At 67.1% G+C, this 17,638-nt stretch carries 17 protein-coding genes; 8 read left to right on the top strand and 9 right to left on the bottom strand.

Translation table 11 applies throughout. The annotated features are described in order from the left end of the window. Positions 1–9: 9 nt before the first annotated feature. Positions 10–1,785 (bottom strand): MutS-related protein, encoded by a 1,776-nt coding sequence (locus tag ALTAJ2_RS07155; RefSeq protein WP_007109299.1) that lies wholly within the window; start codon positions 1,783–1,785, stop codon positions 10–12. Between the two features lie 280 nt (positions 1,786–2,065). On the opposite strand from ALTAJ2_RS07155, the gene purF reads away from it, so the two are divergent. Next, positions 2,066–3,538, top strand: coding sequence for an amidophosphoribosyltransferase (gene purF, locus ALTAJ2_RS07150; RefSeq protein WP_007109300.1), 1,473 nt, complete (start codon positions 2,066–2,068; stop codon positions 3,536–3,538). Positions 3,539–3,704: 166 nt separating this feature from the next. On the opposite strand, the gene ALTAJ2_RS07145 is transcribed toward purF, so the two are convergent. From ALTAJ2_RS07145 to ALTAJ2_RS07135, 3 genes are all read right to left on the bottom strand, one after another. Then, complete coding sequence (locus ALTAJ2_RS07145) at positions 3,705–4,919, bottom strand: ArsA family ATPase (protein ID WP_007109301.1); 1,215 nt, start codon at positions 4,917–4,919, stop codon at positions 3,705–3,707. 68 nt (positions 4,920–4,987) lie between these two features. Further along, a complete protein-coding gene (locus ALTAJ2_RS07140) occupies positions 4,988–6,430 on the bottom strand; it encodes a glycosyltransferase family 2 protein (protein WP_007109302.1) in 1,443 nt (480 codons plus the stop codon). Positions 6,431–6,504: 74 nt separating this feature from the next. After that, positions 6,505–7,605: a pyridoxal phosphate-dependent aminotransferase gene (locus ALTAJ2_RS07135; RefSeq protein ID WP_007109303.1), complete on the bottom strand. Its 1,101-nt coding sequence runs from the start codon at positions 7,603–7,605 to the stop codon at positions 6,505–6,507. 155 nt (positions 7,606–7,760) lie between these two features. Here ALTAJ2_RS07135 and ALTAJ2_RS07130 point away from each other — a divergent pair, with 155 nt between their 5' ends. Next, positions 7,761–8,273: a CinA family protein gene (locus tag ALTAJ2_RS07130; protein WP_007109304.1), complete on the top strand. Its 513-nt coding sequence runs from the start codon at positions 7,761–7,763 to the stop codon at positions 8,271–8,273. A 78-nt stretch (positions 8,274–8,351) separates the two neighbouring features. Then, complete coding sequence (locus tag ALTAJ2_RS07125) at positions 8,352–8,837, top strand: metal-dependent hydrolase (RefSeq protein ID WP_007109305.1); 486 nt, start codon at positions 8,352–8,354, stop codon at positions 8,835–8,837. A gap of 82 nt (positions 8,838–8,919) precedes the next feature. Here the strand turns inward: ALTAJ2_RS07125 and ALTAJ2_RS07120 are convergent, their stop codons facing one another. Next, entirely contained in the window at positions 8,920–9,921 is a 1,002-nt protein-coding gene (locus ALTAJ2_RS07120) for a DUF7139 domain-containing protein (protein ID WP_049900326.1), read from the bottom strand. A gap of 140 nt (positions 9,922–10,061) precedes the next feature. Here ALTAJ2_RS07120 and ALTAJ2_RS07115 point away from each other — a divergent pair, with 140 nt between their 5' ends. From ALTAJ2_RS07115 to ALTAJ2_RS07105, 3 genes are all read left to right on the top strand, one after another. Next, positions 10,062–10,349 (top strand): DUF5789 family protein, encoded by a 288-nt coding sequence (locus ALTAJ2_RS07115; protein ID WP_007109307.1) that lies wholly within the window; start codon positions 10,062–10,064, stop codon positions 10,347–10,349. A 4-nt stretch (positions 10,350–10,353) separates the two neighbouring features. After that, a complete protein-coding gene (locus ALTAJ2_RS07110) occupies positions 10,354–11,049 on the top strand; it encodes a CPBP family glutamic-type intramembrane protease (RefSeq protein ID WP_007109308.1) in 696 nt (231 codons plus the stop codon). 190 nt (positions 11,050–11,239) lie between these two features. Then, positions 11,240–12,313, top strand: coding sequence for an AI-2E family transporter (locus ALTAJ2_RS07105; RefSeq protein WP_007109309.1), 1,074 nt, complete (start codon positions 11,240–11,242; stop codon positions 12,311–12,313). 28 nt (positions 12,314–12,341) lie between these two features. Here the strand turns inward: ALTAJ2_RS07105 and arcD are convergent, their stop codons facing one another. Beyond that, complete coding sequence (gene arcD / locus ALTAJ2_RS07100; protein ID WP_049900363.1) at positions 12,342–13,778, bottom strand: arginine/ornithine antiporter ArcD; 1,437 nt, start codon at positions 13,776–13,778, stop codon at positions 12,342–12,344. A 251-nt stretch (positions 13,779–14,029) separates the two neighbouring features. Continuing rightward, positions 14,030–15,331 (bottom strand): DNA repair protein NreA, encoded by a 1,302-nt coding sequence (nreA, locus tag ALTAJ2_RS07095; protein ID WP_007109311.1) that lies wholly within the window; start codon positions 15,329–15,331, stop codon positions 14,030–14,032. A 291-nt stretch (positions 15,332–15,622) separates the two neighbouring features. On the opposite strand from nreA, the gene ALTAJ2_RS07090 reads away from it, so the two are divergent. Next, positions 15,623–15,802: an HVO_2753 family zinc finger protein gene (locus tag ALTAJ2_RS07090; protein WP_006184530.1), complete on the top strand. Its 180-nt coding sequence runs from the start codon at positions 15,623–15,625 to the stop codon at positions 15,800–15,802. 5 nt (positions 15,803–15,807) lie between these two features. Continuing rightward, positions 15,808–16,074, top strand: coding sequence for an elongation factor 1-beta (locus ALTAJ2_RS07085; RefSeq protein WP_006184531.1), 267 nt, complete (start codon positions 15,808–15,810; stop codon positions 16,072–16,074). A 180-nt stretch (positions 16,075–16,254) separates the two neighbouring features. On the opposite strand, the gene ALTAJ2_RS07080 is transcribed toward ALTAJ2_RS07085, so the two are convergent. Further along, entirely contained in the window at positions 16,255–16,689 is a 435-nt protein-coding gene (locus tag ALTAJ2_RS07080; protein WP_007109312.1) for a hypothetical protein, read from the bottom strand. Positions 16,690–16,818: 129 nt separating this feature from the next. Continuing rightward, positions 16,819–17,535 (bottom strand): MBL fold metallo-hydrolase, encoded by a 717-nt coding sequence (locus ALTAJ2_RS07075; protein ID WP_007109313.1) that lies wholly within the window; start codon positions 17,533–17,535, stop codon positions 16,819–16,821. Positions 17,536–17,638: the final 103 nt, after the last annotated feature.

Here is a 17,638-nt window from a genome sequence, read left to right as displayed (position 1 = left end):
GTACCCCGCTCACTCACCGCTCGTCCAGCGAGCGTCCGCGAGCGTCCGCTGGACGGCCTCGTTGCCGACCGCCTCGGCCAGCGTCTCGAACCCGGCCCGCTCGGTCCGGTCGCCGGCGTTGGCAACCAATCGCGAGACGATGAACTCCGGCGTCGATCGGCCCACGGTGTCGAACCGGGGCTGATAATCCACGCGCAACTCGAGGTCGGGGTTGAGCCCCTCGGCGAAGATGCCGTCGACCCGTGCGTCGGGCGGCAAGGGCTCTAAGTCGTCCGCGAGGTGGGTGACGAACACACCCAGCGCCTCGCGGTCGACCGAGAGCGTGACGAGTCCGTGGAGCAGGTCCGCAGCGCTGCCCGGTTCCGTGATCGCCTCGAACTCGTCGACCAACATCAGGGTGCGACCCCCCGTCGAGAGCGGCGGGACGATCGAGCGCAGCGTCGATTCGAGGACGCCGGCGTTGAAACTCGCGTGCCGGCGGTGAAAGACCAGCGAGTCGACGGGCGTCACCTCGGCCCGGTCGGCGGGAACCGGCAGCCCCATCATCGCGAGCAAGACGACCTGACACAGCGTCTCGAGGACGGTCGTCTTCCCGCCGCTGTTGGCCCCCGTCAGGACGGCGACGCGTTCCTCGCCGGGAACCGCGTTGACGCCGTCCGGCACGCTCGGGATGCCGTGCTCTCCGAGCGCGTAGGTGACCGGCTGAACCGACTCGTCGTCGCGGGCTGCGAGGGTCAGGTTGCGCGCATTGACGACGGAGACCGCGGCGTCGTCCCCCTCGACGAACGCGGGACGAGTGCAGCCGTACTCGAGCGCGAACCGTGCCAGCGAGAGGTGCAAGGCGATGTCGTCGACCGCCTCGACGGCCCGGTCGACCGCGTCGCGTGCATCGGCCAGCGCGGCCTCGAGGTCGTTCGCGACGGTCTGTTCGCGCTCGTCGACCGCTTCGGTGAGGTCGGACCGGAGCGTGCGCAGGGTTCCGCCGACGAAGTCGGTCGCGTCCGTCGCGTCGGTCGGCATCGCGTCTCGAACCCGGTCGATCGTCACGTCCGTCTCGGTCAACAGGCGGTCCTCGAAGGACTGCCGGAATCCCTCGGCGTCGTGGATGCCCGCCGAGCGCAGGTCCTCGATCAACGCGAGCGCGTTCGCGTCCATGTCCTCGACCGCGCCCAGATCGTCCCGGAGCCGATCGAGTTCGTCGTCGGCACCGTCTCGGACCCTGTCACCGTCGAGCGCCGCCAGCGCCTCGGCGGCCTCCCTGAGCGTCTCGCCCTCGAGGTCCGCGATCGCGGCGAACGGGCCGGAATCGACGCCGGCCGCGAGCAGCGCCAGCGCAGCCTCGACGGCCGCGTGCTCGCTCTCGTCGCGCTCGTCGTAGCGCTCGTAGGCCTCGAGCACGGCGGTCCGATCGGCCTCGGCGAGATCGGCCCAGGCGTCTCGCGCCGCGAGCACGTCGTCGAGACGGTCGTCCATCGCCTCGCGGCTGTGCAGCGGCGTTAGCACTCGGATTCGGTCGGCTGCACGCTGGGTGACGGCGTGATCGACCGCCAGATCCAGCAGGTCCTTGTACGCCGCGCGGGAGTCACTGGTCGCCAACACGTCCATCCCCGACCCGCCGGTCGCGCGACGGAGGATCCGCGTCGCTCGGCCGCGGGCGAGTCCGGCGTCGGACAGCGCCCGCACGTCGCCGCTCTCGATCGCCCGGATCGCCGCCTCATTGCCCAACTCGTCGACCAGTGTCTCCCGCGTCTTCGGGCCGACTCCCCAGTACTCCTCGAGTCGCATACGTGGTGGACTCGCGGCGAGTGTCTTGAACACTGTGTCATTGGCCGCCGTGATCTCCGCACAACGTCCGCCCGGGCCGGTGGTCTCCGCCAGCGGAAGCGAGACGCAGCGGCCGGTTCTCGAATGTTACCGCGTGTCCACACACCACATATACACGGGTATGTGTACTAGACTGGTCTTCGGAGAGCCGAACAAGCACAAACACGGGGGTTTTTATCGGCTCGGTGCCCTACTGACTTCCATGACTGATGGGCGGGGCGAAACTCCCCGGCGAACAGGAATGACCGAAAAGTGCGGCGTCGTCGGCGTCTCACTCGACGGTCGAGACGCGGCACGTCCGTTGTACTACGCGCTCTATGCACTCCAGCATCGCGGCCAGGAGTCGGCCGGAATCGTCACGCACGACGGGTTTCAACAGCACAGCCACGTCGAAATGGGGCTCGTGGGGGACGCCTTCGGGGAGGACGACCTCGACGCGCTCTCCGGCGCAGCGGGGATCGGTCACGTACGGTATCCGACGGCCGGCTCGGTCGACTCCTCCTGTGCGCAGCCGTTCTCCGTCTCGTTTAAGAGCGGGTCCCTCGGGCTCTCGCACAACGGGAACCTCGTCAACGCCGACGAGATCCGCGACGAACTCGCCGCCGCGGGCCACGCCTTTACCAGCGACGGCGACACCGAGGTCATCGCCCACGACCTCGCCCGGAACCTCCTGGAGGAGGACCTCGTGCGAGCCGTCAAGCACACGATGGGGCGCATTCACGGCTCGTACTCGCTGACGATCACCCACGACGATACGGTTCTCGGCGTGCGCGATCCCCAGGGGAACCGGCCGCTGTGTATCGGCGAACTCGAGGACGGATACATGCTCGCCTCGGAGTCGGCAGCGATCGACACCCTTGACGGGGATCTGGTCCGGGACGTTCGGCCGGGCGAACTCGTCGTCCTCCAGGCGGACGGCTCGGGGTTCGATTCCTACCAGCTCGTCGACAACGAGAACACCGCCCATTGTTTCTTCGAGCACGTCTACTTCGCGCGACCCGACAGCGTCATCGACGAGACGCTGGTCTACGAGGCGCGGCGCAACCTGGGACGCGAACTCTGGGAGGAAAGCGGCGTCGAGACCGACGTCGTGATGCCGGTCCCCGACTCGGGGCGTGCCTTCGCCTCGGGATACGCCGACGCCGCGAGCGAGACGACCGCCGACGGCGAGCCGCGGGATGCGGACGACGACGGCGTCGAGTTCGCCGAGGGGCTGATGAAGAACCGCTACGTCGGCCGGACGTTCATCATGCCGACCCAAGACGAGCGCGAACGCGCGGTCCGGCTCAAACTCAACCCGATCAAATCGACGATCGAAGGCAAGACGGTCACCGTCATCGACGATTCGATCGTTCGCGGTACCACGTCGACCCAGCTCGTCCAACTCCTGAAAGACTGCGGAGCCGAGGAGGTCCACGTCCGCATCGGCGCTCCTGCGATCGTCGCCCCCTGCTATATGGGCATCGACATGGCCACCCGCGACGAGTTGATTGCTGCGGACAAATCGACCGCCGAGATCCGCGACGAGATCGCCGCCGACAGTCTCGCCTACCTCTCGACCGACGCCGTCGCCGACGTGCTCGGCAAGGAACGCATCGATCTCTGTCTGGGCTGTGTTACCGGCGAGTATCCCTACGACATCGACGGCGAGGAGACCGACCGTGACGTGAGCCGACCCGAGGTCGGCAGCCAACAACTCCCTGCGGACGACTAACGGAATTTCACTCTGCGTTCTGAGCGGACGGCCGTGCTATCGGTGCAACCGTCCGCTCGTTACTCGGCAAACCCGTCAAAAGAGCGCGGAGCGCTCTTTTGGACAGCGAGGGACCGTCGGTCCCTCGAGCAGGCGACCGGTCTGCCGATTCGGCAGGGGCTGACGACTACCGCAGACAGGCCGCCACGACCTCGAGCATGCCCTCGCCGCGGACCTCCTCGGCGAACAAGGGAACGCGGCGAACGTCGGTCCCTCGGAAGAGGTCCTGTGCCTCGGCTAACGCGCCCTGCTGGACGTCCCAGCGGCGCTGACAGAACGCGCAATCGTCGAGGTTCGGCTGCAGGAACTCGCCGTCGACATCGTCGGTCACGTTCGACAGCGGCTCCATCACCCGGTTGACGACGACGGTGCCGACGGGAATCCCGAACTCCTCGAGTTGCGCTCGCAGGCGCTTGGATTCGAAGACGCTCATCTCCTTGGGAACCATGACGATCCGGAAGTCGGTGCGCGCGGGGTCGCGCAGGGCCGCCCGCAGGCGCTCGATGCGCTCGCGGAGCACCTCCAGGTCCTCGAGGTCGTCGCCGTCGTCGGGCGCGTCGCCGCCGAACATCCCCTTGACGCCCTCGAGCATTCCGCCGAGCCGCTGGCGGAGTTTCATCAGGCGACCCATCATCGTGTCCATGATCTCGGGGAGTTGGAGCAGGCGGAGCGTGTGTCCGGTCGGGGCCGTATCGATGACGACCCGCTCGAACCGCGGGTCGTCCATGTACTCGAGCAGGAGTTGCATGGCGGCGGCCTCGTCGGCACCGGGCATCGCGCCGCCCAACAGGGCGTCCATCGGCGAGTCGCCACCAAGCATGTCGCCGAGGCCGCCGAGCGGTCCACCCTCGCCCCCCTCGCCGGGGAACGGGGAGCCGCCCGCGTCACTGCCAGCGAAGGGGTCCGTCTCGTCCGTTCCCCCATCCGCCCCGCTGAAGGGTGTGTCCCCCTCTTCGAGGGCGGTTTCGGGATCGATCTCGGCCGCGTAGAGCGGCACGTCGTCCCGGATTCGGTCGGGCTCCGCCGGGATGTCGGTCTCGAAGGTGTCGGACAGCGAGTGGGCGGGGTCGGTCGAGACGACCAGCGTCGCTGTCCCTCCGCGGGCGCTGTCCAGCGCCGTCGCGGCCGCCATCGTCGTCTTCCCGACGCCGCCTTTCCCGCCGTAGAGGACGTAGTCGGGGCCGTCCATCGGCTCGTCGGACGGTTCGACGTCGATAGTCTCGCGCTCGGCCGGCTCCTCGTCGCCGACGGAGTCGGTTGGCGTCACCTCGATGGTGTGGTCGCCGTCGTCGCGCTCGCTCGTCGCCTCCTCGTCGACCGGTTCGACGTCGATGCCGCTCATACGCCGCCGTTCCCGGTCCCGACACGAGTATTCGTCGGTCTCCGGCGGCCGGCCGTGCCGGCCAGACGTTAGTTCTTCGGCGTCACGTCGAACGTCGGCGTGGCACCGCGGATGGCGTCGGCGAGCGCCAGACAGATCGGGACGGCCCACAGCGTCGCGTACAGCGCCTGCGTGATCGGGTTCGAGAGCAGCGAGTACCGGCCCCGCTCCCACCGGCCGTCGAAGGCGACCGCTTCCCAGGCCGCGCGGTACGACCGCCAGCTATAGTAACACCAGACGACCCCGTTGAACGCGATGACTGGGGTCAGTGCCGCGGGGACGGCTCCCGCGGAGCCGGTGACGGTCAGCCACAGGACGGCGAGTCCGGCCGGCAGGCCAAGGACGTTCGTCACCGACAGGAGTTGGGTCAACACGGTTCCCGCCCAGAACCGACCGCGCTCGCGTCCGGACCAGCTCGGCGTCAGCAGGTGCCGGTACGGGCCGCGAACCCAGCGGCGTTTCTGCCGGACCCAGGCCTCGAGGGCGGCCGGACAGAGGTCCTGCACGTAGCGGTCGATGATCCCGAGCGTACAGCCCCGTTCGTGGGCCGCGACGCCCAGCGCCATGTCCTCGGTTACCGCGTCGAGCTGCCACCGATCGAGGTCGTAGAGGACGCCGGCTGGGACGAAGTAAGCCTTCCCCAGCAGCTGGTAGGGACCGCCGGCCGAGTTCGTATAGATGAGGTCGGACCACGCCGCGATCCCCATCGACTCGAGCAGCGGGAGGAGTCCGTCGTCGACGTTTCGTACCGTCTGTTTCGCCTGGACGATGTCGTACTCCGTGAGGCCGGCGACGGCGAGTTCGAACGTATCGAGGGGGACCTGCGTGTCCGAGTCGAAGACCGTCACGACGTCGTCGGCCGCGAGCGAGCGCGTGGTAAAGGCGTAGGTCAGGGCGGCAGCCTTCGTCCGTGGGATGCCCGTCCCGCTGAACGTCCAGTCGCCGGGCGCGCGATCGGCCGCGAGCGCCGCTCGATCGACGGCGACGAATTCGACATCGAGGTCGTCTTCGCGAGCGGCGACCGACTCGCGGATCGCCGACACGGTCGGATCGTCGGGTTCGTGGATCACGGAGACAGAGACGGCCTCCGTGGGATACCGCTGGGCAGCGATGTTGTCGAGGGTTTCCGCGAGAACGGCCGACGTCTCGCGGTAGATCGGCACGAGAACGTGGATTCGACGGATCGCTGATCCGGGAAGCCGGCAGTTTGATCGGACCGGCGGTCGCGGCTCGCTCGCCGGTCGGCTCACGTCCGTCGACGGGGAACCGATCTCACCGTCCGACCCTCCATCGGATCGTACCGGCGTCCGATTACGTTCGGTCTCGGCCCCCTCGGCGGTGACTCGCTCGAGGGTCCCGTCATCGACCAGGGCGTCGGGTCGGCGAACGAGCAGCGACACCAGCGCGCCGTTGCCGACGCAGTAGGCTAACTGGGTCAGGACGAACACCGTGACGACGGCCTCGAGAAGCATTACGCGGGTAGTTGGCCGTTCGACGTATTGGTGTTTCGGCTGGACTGTCGTCGCCGCCGAACGGTCGGTGGGCGTCAGTCGAAGTACGCAGCCAACCGCTCGGCCGCCTCCGCGACGCGCGGCGTCACGAGCGCGAACCGCAGCCACTCGCTTCGGGAGTCGCCGAAGGCGTCGCCGGGCATCCCCGCGACGCCGGCCTCGTCGATCAGTCGCTCGACGTTTGCGAGCGTGCCCGGATAGCCGTCGAAGCGGGCCATCACGTAGAACGAACCGCTCGGTCTGGTGTACTCCGCGCCCGCCGCATCGAGCGCGTCGGTGAAGGTGTCGACGCGCTCGCGGAGCAGGTCACGGTTGCGCTCGTAATAGTCGGGTCCCGTCTCCCGAAGGGCGTTCAGGACCGCGTACTGACCGGGGCGCGTGGTGGCGACGTTGACCAGCATGTGGCGGCTCTTGGCGTCGGCGACGAGCGCCGGCGGGAAAATCGCGTAGCCCACGCGAGCGCCGGTGATCGCCATCGACTTCGAGAAGCCGTTGGTGACGATCCGATTGGCGGAGTCGGTCTCGAGCGCGCTCGCGAACCGTCCCGAGAGGTCGTAGTGGTCGTACACCTCGTCGCTGATGAGGATCACGTCGTACTCCTCGGCGACGCCGACGAGGCCCCGCATCGTCTCGGCGGGGTAGACCGCTCCGGTCGGATTGTTCGGCGTGTTCACGACGATCGCGGCCGTTTCTTCGCTCGCGGCCGCACGGACGTCCGCGGGATCGAGTCGGCCCTCGTCGTCGGTCGCGACGTACCGCTGGGTGCCCCCGAGCATCGTCGTCTTGCCCGGGTAGTAGGGGTAGACGGGATCGGTCAGCAGGATCTCGTCGCCGCGGTCGCGCTCGAGCGCCCGCGCCATCGCGAGGTAGTTCGCCTCGCCGGTCCCGTTCGTGACGACGATCTGGTCGGCATCGACGCCGCGCCGTGCGGCGATCTCCTCGCGCAACTCGAGCAGGCCCTCGCTCGGCGCGTACTGGAACCGGTCGGGTTCGAAGTCGGCGTACTCGTGTAGGCCCCGGCGGAGCGCCTCGGGGGGCTCCCAGTCGGGGTTCCCGCTGACCATATCGATGACATCGTGGCCCGCCGCGTCCGCGTACTTCATCACGCGGAAGAACAGCGGCGTCTCGTAGTTCATGTCGGATACTGGGCGGTCGCGTCCCGTCTTTCTTTCCGTTTTCCGGTCGGGCGGAACTGGGGTCGGTGCCTCGACGGTGGTCGACTCGCTCGGAGCGGGGTTGCGTTCGGACGGCAACCCCCGCTTTCACAACGCCGCCGCCCATGGGACCGGGCATGAACGACGCCATCGACCGCGACCTGCCGCGGGACGTTGCCGACGCGCTGTGCGACGCCGAGGAAACCCTGGCCGTCGCCGAATCCTGCACCGGTGGCCTGATCGGTGCGGCGATCACCGCCGTCCCGGGGGCGAGCGACTACTTCGATTCGGGCCTGACGACCTACGCCTACGATGCCAAGCGCCGCCATCTCGGCGTCAGTCGCGAGGCGCTCGACGAGCACGGGGCGGTCTCCGAACCCGTCGCCCGCCAGATGGCACGGGGGATCAGGGACGTCACGGATGTCACTTGGGGCGTTTCAACGACCGGAATCGCCGGTCCCACCGGCGGAACGGCGGCGAACCCGGTCGGCACCGTCTACATCGGGGTTTCCTACGCGGGGCCGTGGGGCAGCGAGGAGTCCTACGCGACCGTCTCCCGCTACGTCTTCGACGGCGACCGGGCGGCCGTGCGGGCACGGACGGTGGATCAGGCCCTCACGGACCTGCTCGCCGAAATCGACTCGCGGTGAGGCCGGTCGAAACGCGTTCGAGCGGCTGACTCTCTCGAGAGAAAACTATTCCGTCGTCGACTCCCCAGATGCAGCTAGATGAACAAGAAAGGGCACGTACTGAATGCCGTCCTCTTGAGTATCGGGCTCGGGTATCTCCTCGAGCCGACGGGCGACCTGGAGACGTTCAAAACGATCGTCATGATCGGCGTCCCGGTTTCGCTCGGCGCACTGTTTCCGGACGTCGACACCGCTTTCGGCAAGCACCGCAAGACGCTCCACAACCTGCTGGTTCTGGCCGGTTTCATGGCGTTTCCGCGCGTGTTCGGAAACCTCGAGTACGTCTGGGTCGGCGTGTTGACTCATTACGTCCTCGATGTCGCGGGGAGCAAGCGGGGTATCGCGCTGTTCTATCCCGTCTGGAAGAAGGAGTTCGGCCTGCCGATCGGCGTCGCGGTCAGTAGCGAGCGTGCCGATCTGATGATGGTCGCCGTCACTGTCGCCGAACTCCTCCTCGTCGCGCTGGTCGTCTTCGAGATTCCCCAGTGGGGCCTCGAGATGGGACGACGAGGACTCGGGATCTAGCCCCCGACGTGGGCGACTAGTCAGTGCCGTCCGTCGCTATCGAGGATCAGCCGGCGGAAACCGGGACGAAACGGCGGCGCATCTATCGCCGGTTCGGTGACCACTCGTCGCAGGCGTCCATGTCGTCCATGGCCCTGTCGTGGCGAGCGCAGTAGGGAACCATCCCCTCGGATGAGCGGACGTACTCGAAGTGTTCGCAGTTCCCACAGTAGCGGTCCGTCGGCTCGTCGGGCATCTCGGGCGACGGTTCGACGATCTCCGCATCGCGGCCGTCGCCGGACTCGAGCGGCGAGGAGATATCACTCGCAGCGGACCCGCCGTCGCTGGTCGCAGCGCCGGCGCGGCGGCCGGGATCGGTGGTGCGGGTTCGCCGCGAGGAAGCGGCCGACCGTCGGGTGGACCGGCTCTCGCCCTCGCTCTCGTCGTAGGAAAGCGACGTGCCGCTAGGATCGGTCGCGTCGCCCTCGTTGGTCCCGTTGGTCTGCGTTTCGACATCGCCGTTCGGCGTCCCGCCGAGGAACCCGATGCCGCCCAGCCCGCCCGCGTCGCTCGCGTCGTCGACTTCGAGGACGGTCTTGTTGTGGCGGGTGACGTTCATCTCGAGGTTCCCGCCGGGGTCGTTGCGCTGCTTGAACGTGGCGACGGCGCTGAACAGACACCAGATCGCGGGCAGGAGTCCGAGCAGATAGATCGCGGAAACCTCGAGCGTGAGTTGTTCGCTGCCGTAGCGCCAGTGTTCGGGGTAGGCGTGCCAGAAGAGGACGACCCCGAGCAGGCAGAGACTCGCGCTGATCGCGGCCGTGGCCTGAACGCGACGGCCGGCCGGCAACACGACGAAGACGCCGACGAGGACGGTCGGGACGCTGAGGCCGGCCAGCATGCCCGCGGCACGGACGGTCGCGAACCGGGCGGACATGTCCCCCGAGAGCGCGACTGCGTACCCCCCGAGGAGGTCGGTCGTCGCCACGAGCACGGCCACGACGGCCATGAGTGCACCGAGGATCACGAGCGCCATCCCCGAATACAGGCGGCGACTCGTCACCCCCGGTGCGGTCCCATCGTAGGCCTCCGTCAGGCTTGTCATACCCGCCCGTTCGGCGTCCCATCACAAAACGATACGTCAGACACACCTCGGTTGTCGGAGAGGTCCGGCCGGTCGATACCCGCGCCGATGGCACCCGCTGAAACGAAAGCTTGAATCGCCGCCCTCGCAAACGACCCGCTATGAGCGACGAGGACGAGGACGCGGAGCCGGCAGTCTCGCTCGGAGAGCACACTCCAGTCGAGGGCGCACCGCTTGCCCGCGTGAGTTCGCGGCTGACCTGGCCCAAAGAGAAGAGCGAGGTCCGTCGTCTCGAGGGCGACGCGGTCGTTCGGACGCCCGACGGCCCACAGGAGCTGTCGACCGTCCTCGAGTCGGTCGACGAGACGTATTTCCAGCGCCGGCAGGAGTTCGAGGGTCACGTCCGGGACGTGATCGGGACCGGTCCCGTCCCGACCGCCGACGAGTGACACCGTGGCCTCCGAGTCGGGGCGGCGCGACGGTCACTGGCTCCCTGATCGCCTGAGACTCACCTGGGTCCAGCAGTCGTTGCTGTTCGGTGCCGTCCTAACCGTCCTGTGGATGCGCGTCGTTCCCAGTGCGTTGACCCACCGAACCGTCGTCGACGGCGTTCTTCTGATCGGGGGGCCGCTCGCGCTCGCGCTCTCGCAGGGAAAGCGAATCGGCTGGCGAATCGATCGGCTCGCGCTCCGAAATACGGTCCTGCTGGCCGCGTTCGTGCTGCCGTTCTACATCGTCGGCTCGACGCTACCGACCATCCGCGCGTTCTATCCGATCTGGGAGACCTCGGCCGCGCCGGCGGCGTTTATCCCCCACGCGATCAAACTCTTCGTCCTCGCGTTGGCCGCCGAGACCTACTATCGAGGCTTGCTCTGCGTCGGAGTCAAGAAACTCGGCTTCGTCGCGGTGTTCATCAGCCCCGTGATCTACATGCTCCACCACGCCTCGAAACCGCCGATCGAGTTCGTGCTGTCGGGGCCGACGGACGTCCTGTTCGGTGCCGTCGACTACAAGTCCGACTCCATCCTTCCCTCCGTCGTCGCCCACGGCGGCGGACTCGTCTTGCTCGACTGGCTCGTGCTCCACGAGCCGGTGTTCGAACCGACACTGGTGCTCCGGTTCCTCGAGTGGCTGCCGGTTCCGGTGTAGCGATGGCTCGGCCGGTGGTCCCGGCCCGATCAGGAGGCCTGTTACGCGTCGGAGGCGACTAGCCGCCGACGGTGGCGCTCCCTCTCGACCCGACGACGACCGATCCGGACGGTCACGCCGTCGCCACCTGTAACTGCGACACACAGTCAGAAACACCAATACTTATGGGTTCTGTTCAAGACGTTGAAATATGGACGCCCGAACGACGTTTCTCGCCCTCCTCGTCGCCGTCCTTTGCGGGCTCGCCGCCCTGTTGGTCCTGCCGCTCGTCGAGTACGTGCTGGCGGCCTGTCTGCTCGCTGTCGTCCTCCGACCGGCCTACGACCGACTCGAGCCGCGAGTCGGTCCGCGGCTCGCCGGACTCGCGTGTACCGGCATCGCCGTCGCCGCCGGCATCGTTCCGCTGGTGCTCGTCTCGCTGGTAGTGCTCAGTACCGGCGTTTCGACCCTCGAGTCGATCGAGGGCGACCAAATCGTTGTATCCGCCCGCGAGACGGCACGGAACGAGTTGGGGATGGGCGACGAGACGGTCTCCGCGCTCGAATCCGCACTCCGGTCGGAACTCGAAGGATCGATCCCCGATGTCGCGGAACTGACGCTGGCCCGCAGCGTCGATCTCGTGACGACGGGCATGGACGTCGCGGTCGGGGTGCTCGTCGTCGTCTTTCTGTTGTACTATTTGTTGGTCGATGGGCCCGCGTTCGTGGCCTGGCTCCGCGAGACCGCGCCGCTCGAAGCGGACATGCTCGACGAACTGTTCGCAGAAGTCCGCGTCGTCACCCGGGCGGTCCTTCGGACACACGTGTTCGTCGCGATCGTCCAGGGGATACTCGGTGGCGTGGGGCTCGCACTGCTCGGCGTCCCGTACGCGACCACGCTGGCGATCGTTCTCGTATTCGCGGCGTTTCTCCCGACGATCGGCGTCTGGCTCGTCTGGGGTCCAGTCACGGTCGCCCACGCGGCCTCGAGCGATCCCGTCCGCGCCGTCGTCCTGCTGGGATACGGGCTCGCCGTGCTCACCGTGGCGGACAACTATCTGCGCGCGTACCTCGTCGATCGGCGCTCGGGGTTACATCCCGCGACGGCCCTGCTGGGCGTCGTCGGCGGCGTCTACCTCTTCGGCGTGGTCGGCCTGTTCGTCGGGCCCGTCGTCCTCGCGGCGTTCAAGGCCTGTCTGACGGTCGTCGATCGGCTCGAGGGGACCGACCCGGACGCGTCAGAGTCCGATCTCGACCGCGAGCGGGCCGTCGTCGAAACGGAGTGACCGACGGTGTGGCCGCGAGCGGGTCGTTTCAGTCGGCCGTCTGGACCCGTTCGGCGCGGTCGGTCGTCGGCACGCCGCGGCCGGTCAGCGTCATCGCGAACAACACGAGCGGCGACAGCAGCCCGAACAGGTAGAACGGCGCGTACTCGAGGGTGGGAACGCCGGTCGCCGAGGCCATGAAGACGCCGCCGGCGTGCCACGGAATGAGCGCGCCGGTGGGCGTCCCGGCCGCTTCGACGGCCCGCGAGAGTTCGTCGCTATCGAGGCCGAACTCCTCGTAGAGGTTTCTGAGCGTCAGTCCGGGGAGGACGATGCTCATGTACTGCTGGGCGGTGAGTGCGTTGATGAGGATCGCGGAGAGACCGGTGCCGGCGATCAGGCTGCCGGAACTCCAGACGGCCTGCGAGAGCCGATCGGCGAGCACCGCCAGTACGCCGGTGTGCTCGAGGAGGCCACCCAACGAGAGCGCGGCGACGACGACGGTAATCGTCCAGGCCGACCCGGTGAGGCCGCCGGTTGCGAGGAGTTCGTTCACGAGGTCGGTCCCGGTTTCGGGCGCGGTCCCGTTCATGAAGACCTCCCAGGCGGCGACGAAACCCGCGCCCTGGACCAGGATCGAGGTACAGACCCCGGCGACGACGCCGACCACGAGCGTCGGAAGCGCGGGATAGCCGTAGAGGGCGAGCCCAAAGGTAACGACCAGCGGCAGGAAGACGAGCACGGAGAGGTCGTACGTCCCCGCGAGCGCGGTCTGGATCTCGGCGACGCGACTGACCGGGATCTCGCCGCCGGCCCGGAGTCCGAGCGCGGCGAAGCCGAGTATCGAGAGCCCGAACGCGATGGCCGTCCCCGTTCGCATGCGGTGGATGTGGTCGTACAGCGACGTGTTCGTCACGCCGGCCGCGAGATTCGTCGTGTCCGAGAGGGGCGACTGCTTGTCGCCCGCGTAGGCACCCGAAATGACCGCGCCGACGGTCATCGGCGCGGGAACGCCCAGCCCCGCCCCGATTCCGACGAACGCGACCCCGAGCGTCCCGACCGTCGTCCACGAGGACCCGATCGAAAACGCCACGACCGCGGCCAGGACCACTGTGATCGGCAGGAACACCGTCGGCGTGAGCAACTCGAGGCCGTAGTACATCATCGCCGGAATCGTCCCGGCGTCGACCCAGGTGGCGATCAGCGCGTAGATGGTAAAGAGAATCAACAGCGCCTGACTCCCCATCAGGAGGCCGTTGGTGATCCCATCGGAGAGGTCGGTCCACTGATAGCCGAGGTAGCGACCGAACGCGCCGACGAAGACGATACTCCAGAGCAGCGGTACGTGGGGGGCCAGCCCGAGCAGGGCCGACCCGATCCCGAGAAACGTGACGACTGCGAGCACCGGAACGAGTGCGAGAACGAACGACGGCCGTCGTTCGGGGTCGAGGTCGTCGACCGTAGTCGGCGTAAAGTCGAATGTCATCATCGGCGGTATGCATTTCGGGCATAAAAATTGAGCGATTTATTACCTCGGTGTATGCAGTCTGGTAGCAGTGGACAAATTCTTGCCGAGTGTACAGTCACCTCTACCCACATTTCGACTGGCCCCAGGCTCGAGACGGCCGATCCAGCGAGCGAAATCGTGAAGCGAATCACGACGGATTCCAGCGGTGGCTGGACCGCAGCACCGCTGTCGGCGGTCTCTCGGTTGTCGGTCGACGCCCCCGTCCCCGGTTACTTCGCGTTCGAGAAGGCGCTCAGATTCGACTGCAATCCGGCCGCGAGTTCGGATTTGCGCCGCAGTCGCGCGCCGGAAACCGGCAATCGGGTCGCGACCTCCGACACCGCCTCGTGGAACGTTTCGGCCTCGCCGTACTCGCTCTCGAAGGCGTTGCGAACGCTTTCGCGGACCTGCCAGACGCCGACCGGGGCCCAGTAGTCGTCCGACACCTCACGGAGGACGAGACACTTCGCCTGCCTGCCGATCGACTCGAGGTGCTCGAGGACGCCCAGTCGAGCGGCGTAGTAGGCCCCCGCGGTCTCCTCGACGTAGCTCGAGCGCCCTTCGTACCCCTCTGAGGCGCTGGCCATCCAGAGGTCGTCCTCGGGGTTCGGGTTCCAGATGCTGCCGGGGGCTTTCATCTCGACCAGTTCGAACTCCCAGTTGCCCGGCGCGAGGACGATCCAGTAGCGGTTGCCGACGTACTCGTTGGCCCAGACCTGCACCTCGTCGATGCTGGGCGCGTTCCGGATGCGCCCGCGGAGGTACTGCCCCACGGTGTCGTCGACGGCCGTGATCGACCACCGCGTCGGAACGAGTCGGCGCTGCTTGGTCTGCCCGAGCGCGCCCGCCGAGAGGATCGAGTTGATCTCGTAGACGTCGAACCCCCGGCGATAGAGGTAGGTCATCGCGCCCTCGGCCTGCCAGTCGTCGTCTTCGAGGGTCTTCTTGACCGGCCGCGGGACGTGGGGGTTCTCGGTGAGGTCCGCGTTGCGGGCGTTCGCCTGCGGGCCACGCGGCGTCGCCACGTCCGTTCCGGCGTCGAGTCCGAGATCCGGCTTGTCGTCCAATCCGATCTCGAGGTCGACCGGACGGTCGGCGATGGCGACTTCCCGCTGGACGCCGACAAAGCCGTCCCACGTGTCGTGGACGGACGGGGTCAGCCGGCTCGCGATCGACGGGGAGTCCACGTTCGCCCGCTTGCTCGAGTTCAGGAGCCCGGTCCGGCGCTGGAGCACGTCGTCGATCGCGTACCCCTGTCGGTACCAGTCGCCGTCGGTGACGTACTCCTCGGCGGCGTCCTCGTCGCCGACCGGGGAGAGCAATCCGACGGGAATGTCCGGATAGTTCGATCGACCGACGAAGATCGACGGCGAGGTCGACCCGACGAGGGTATCACCGCTCAGCGCGTCGTCGAACTTCCGTTCGAACTCCTCTAAGTGGTCCGTGATCGCGTAGGACTTCTCCTTGGCGAGGCGGCGACGCTCGGCCTCCTCGTCGGGCTCTAAGTCCTCGATGTAATCGTCGAGGCGCATTCACCCGACGTAGGGACGGCACGGTGTTGAATGTTGAGTTCCGGAAGCCGGTCGCTGTGCAGGTTCGTGACTGCCAGCGACCGTGGAAGATGTCAGAGGCAGAGGTTCGGTCGGTCGTCGGACCCCCGAACCTCATTCGAGCCTTCTCGCCGATCCGTAAAGTACCCGCAAGGGCGTTTTCAGGCTCAGAAACTCCGCCCGGAACGGCGTCTTGCATGTCTCGTGTTAGTCTTTGTCGATGGGAGACGTGCCTTGAAAAGAGTTAAAACCGGCGGGCGGGAAAGGAGGGGTATGAGTACGACCGACGACCGAGAGACGCGTTCCTGCGTCTCCTGCGGGCTCAACATCGCGGGCACGAACGCCGCAGCGTTCAAGTGTCCCGACTGTGGCCAGCAGATCTACCGCTGTGCCAAGTGTCGCAAGCAGAGCAACCTCTACGAGTGTCCCGACTGCGGATTCACCGGACCGTAACTACCATGGGAAAAGTCGCTGCCAAAATCAAGGTCATGCCGGACAGCCCCGATATCGACCTCGACGCGCTTCAGGAGCGCCTCGAGAGTGCCCTCCCCGAGGGCGCGAAGATCAACGGCGTCGAACGCGACGAAGTCGCGTTCGGTCTCGTCGCGCTCTACCCGACCGTGATCGTTCCTGACGGCTCCGGCGGAACGGAGACCGTCGAGGAGAGTTTCGCGGACGTCGAGGGCGTCGAAAGCGTCGGCGTCGAAAACGTCGGCCGCATCTAAGGCCGTTTTCGCGGATTTCAGTCGTTCCAGAACGTCGATAGAGACGTCCATTCGTGGCGTTGCGAGCGGCGTCCGTCGCGAATCGTGGCCGCCTGACGTCGCCAATGCGTGTCGCGGTGTGGTGTCGGCCCGGCCGGTCGAACGGAACTGGAGGCACCGTCGGCTACCGCGCGGTGGGCGTTACTGCTCTTGCTCCCGGTTCGCGCCCAGATCGGCCTGCGAGACGATTTCCGCGCCGACCGCGGAGAGGTCGACGGTCACGTCTTCGGTGACGGCCTTGCTGATCTCGTCTAAGTTCCCCGCGAGCACCGTCAGTACGTCGTCGGGGTTGGTGTAGACCAGCATGTTTCCGTCTTGGCCCTCGGCGACGAGTTGGGTATCGTTCAGGACGACCTGATCGTTCTGGATCGTCGCCGAGACGACCGGCAGCGCCGCCGGCTTCCCCGACTCGTCGTCTTTGACCTTGCGGATGTGAACCGCGTCGAGGTCGATGACCTCCTTGTACTCCTGAATCTGTTCGGCGCAGTCGACCATGTCGTTGAGGAGGGCGGTCCGTTTCTCGTTGCCGTGGTCGCCGTCGAGACAGTGCTGACAGACGCGGAGTTCGAGTCGCATTGTGCGTCGGTTCGTGCCGGACACCGATGAGAATTCCGCTTCCGTCCGTTTCCGTTCGTCCGCGCACTCGTTTGGGACCTCACCGTCCCGGAACGAGACCCGCCGCCGGACGGCGGGCCGGCCACAGGGTCACTCGCGCGACTGGCGGGCGATCTCTCGAATCCGCTCGGTCCCCCGATCCACGTACCCCCCGTGATAGCAGACGGTGTGATCGATCTCGAGGTCCGCCAGCCTCTCGACGGACTCGATCGCCTGTTCCATCGCCGGCGTAAAGTGGGGCTTCGGACCGGCGAGGGGATCGTCCCCGTCGGCGACGAGCGCATCGCCGGCGACGAGCAGGTTCGCGTCCGAGAGGTACAGCGAGACGTGTCCGGGTGCGTGACCGGGCGTCGCGACGACCTCCATCGGTCCCGCGAGCGTCGAAAACCGAACTCCATCGGCCAGTTCGATATCGACATCGACGGGCGGATAGCGATCGCCGTCGCCCGTAATCGGTTCCGACTCGCCGGAGACGTACGGCGCTTCCGCGCGGTGGGTCGCGACGACCGCATCGACTCGCTCGAGGAGGGACGCGAGCCCGCCCACATGGTCGCCGTCGTGGTGGGTTACGAGGACGAGCCAAACGTCGGCGAGGTCGTATCCCAGCGATCGCAGGTGGGTCCGAATGCCTTCGCGAGCACCCTGCGGACCGACGTCGATCAGGATCGGACCGCGGTCGGTTTCGACGAGCGTCGGAGTGATCGTGATTTCCCGTCCGCCGTACTCGACCGTGATCGGAAGCACGTGGACGCCAGTGTCGCGTTCGTCGTCAGTTGCCGACATACTCGAGTCGTTCGTGCTCGCCACGAAAGCATCGTTCGGCTCCGGTCGCTTGGTTCTCCCTCACCACTCCGTTCCCGGAGTGTTGAAATAATACCGTACTAGTTGTCAACAAATAATTTATAGCCAC

The sequence above is a fragment of the Natrinema altunense genome (assembly GCF_000731985.1).
Lineage (GTDB): Archaea > Halobacteriota > Halobacteria > Halobacteriales > Natrialbaceae > Natrinema > Natrinema altunense.
Note: the sequence above shows the minus strand (reverse complement) of the source record. Positions and strands in the feature narration are given on the sequence as shown.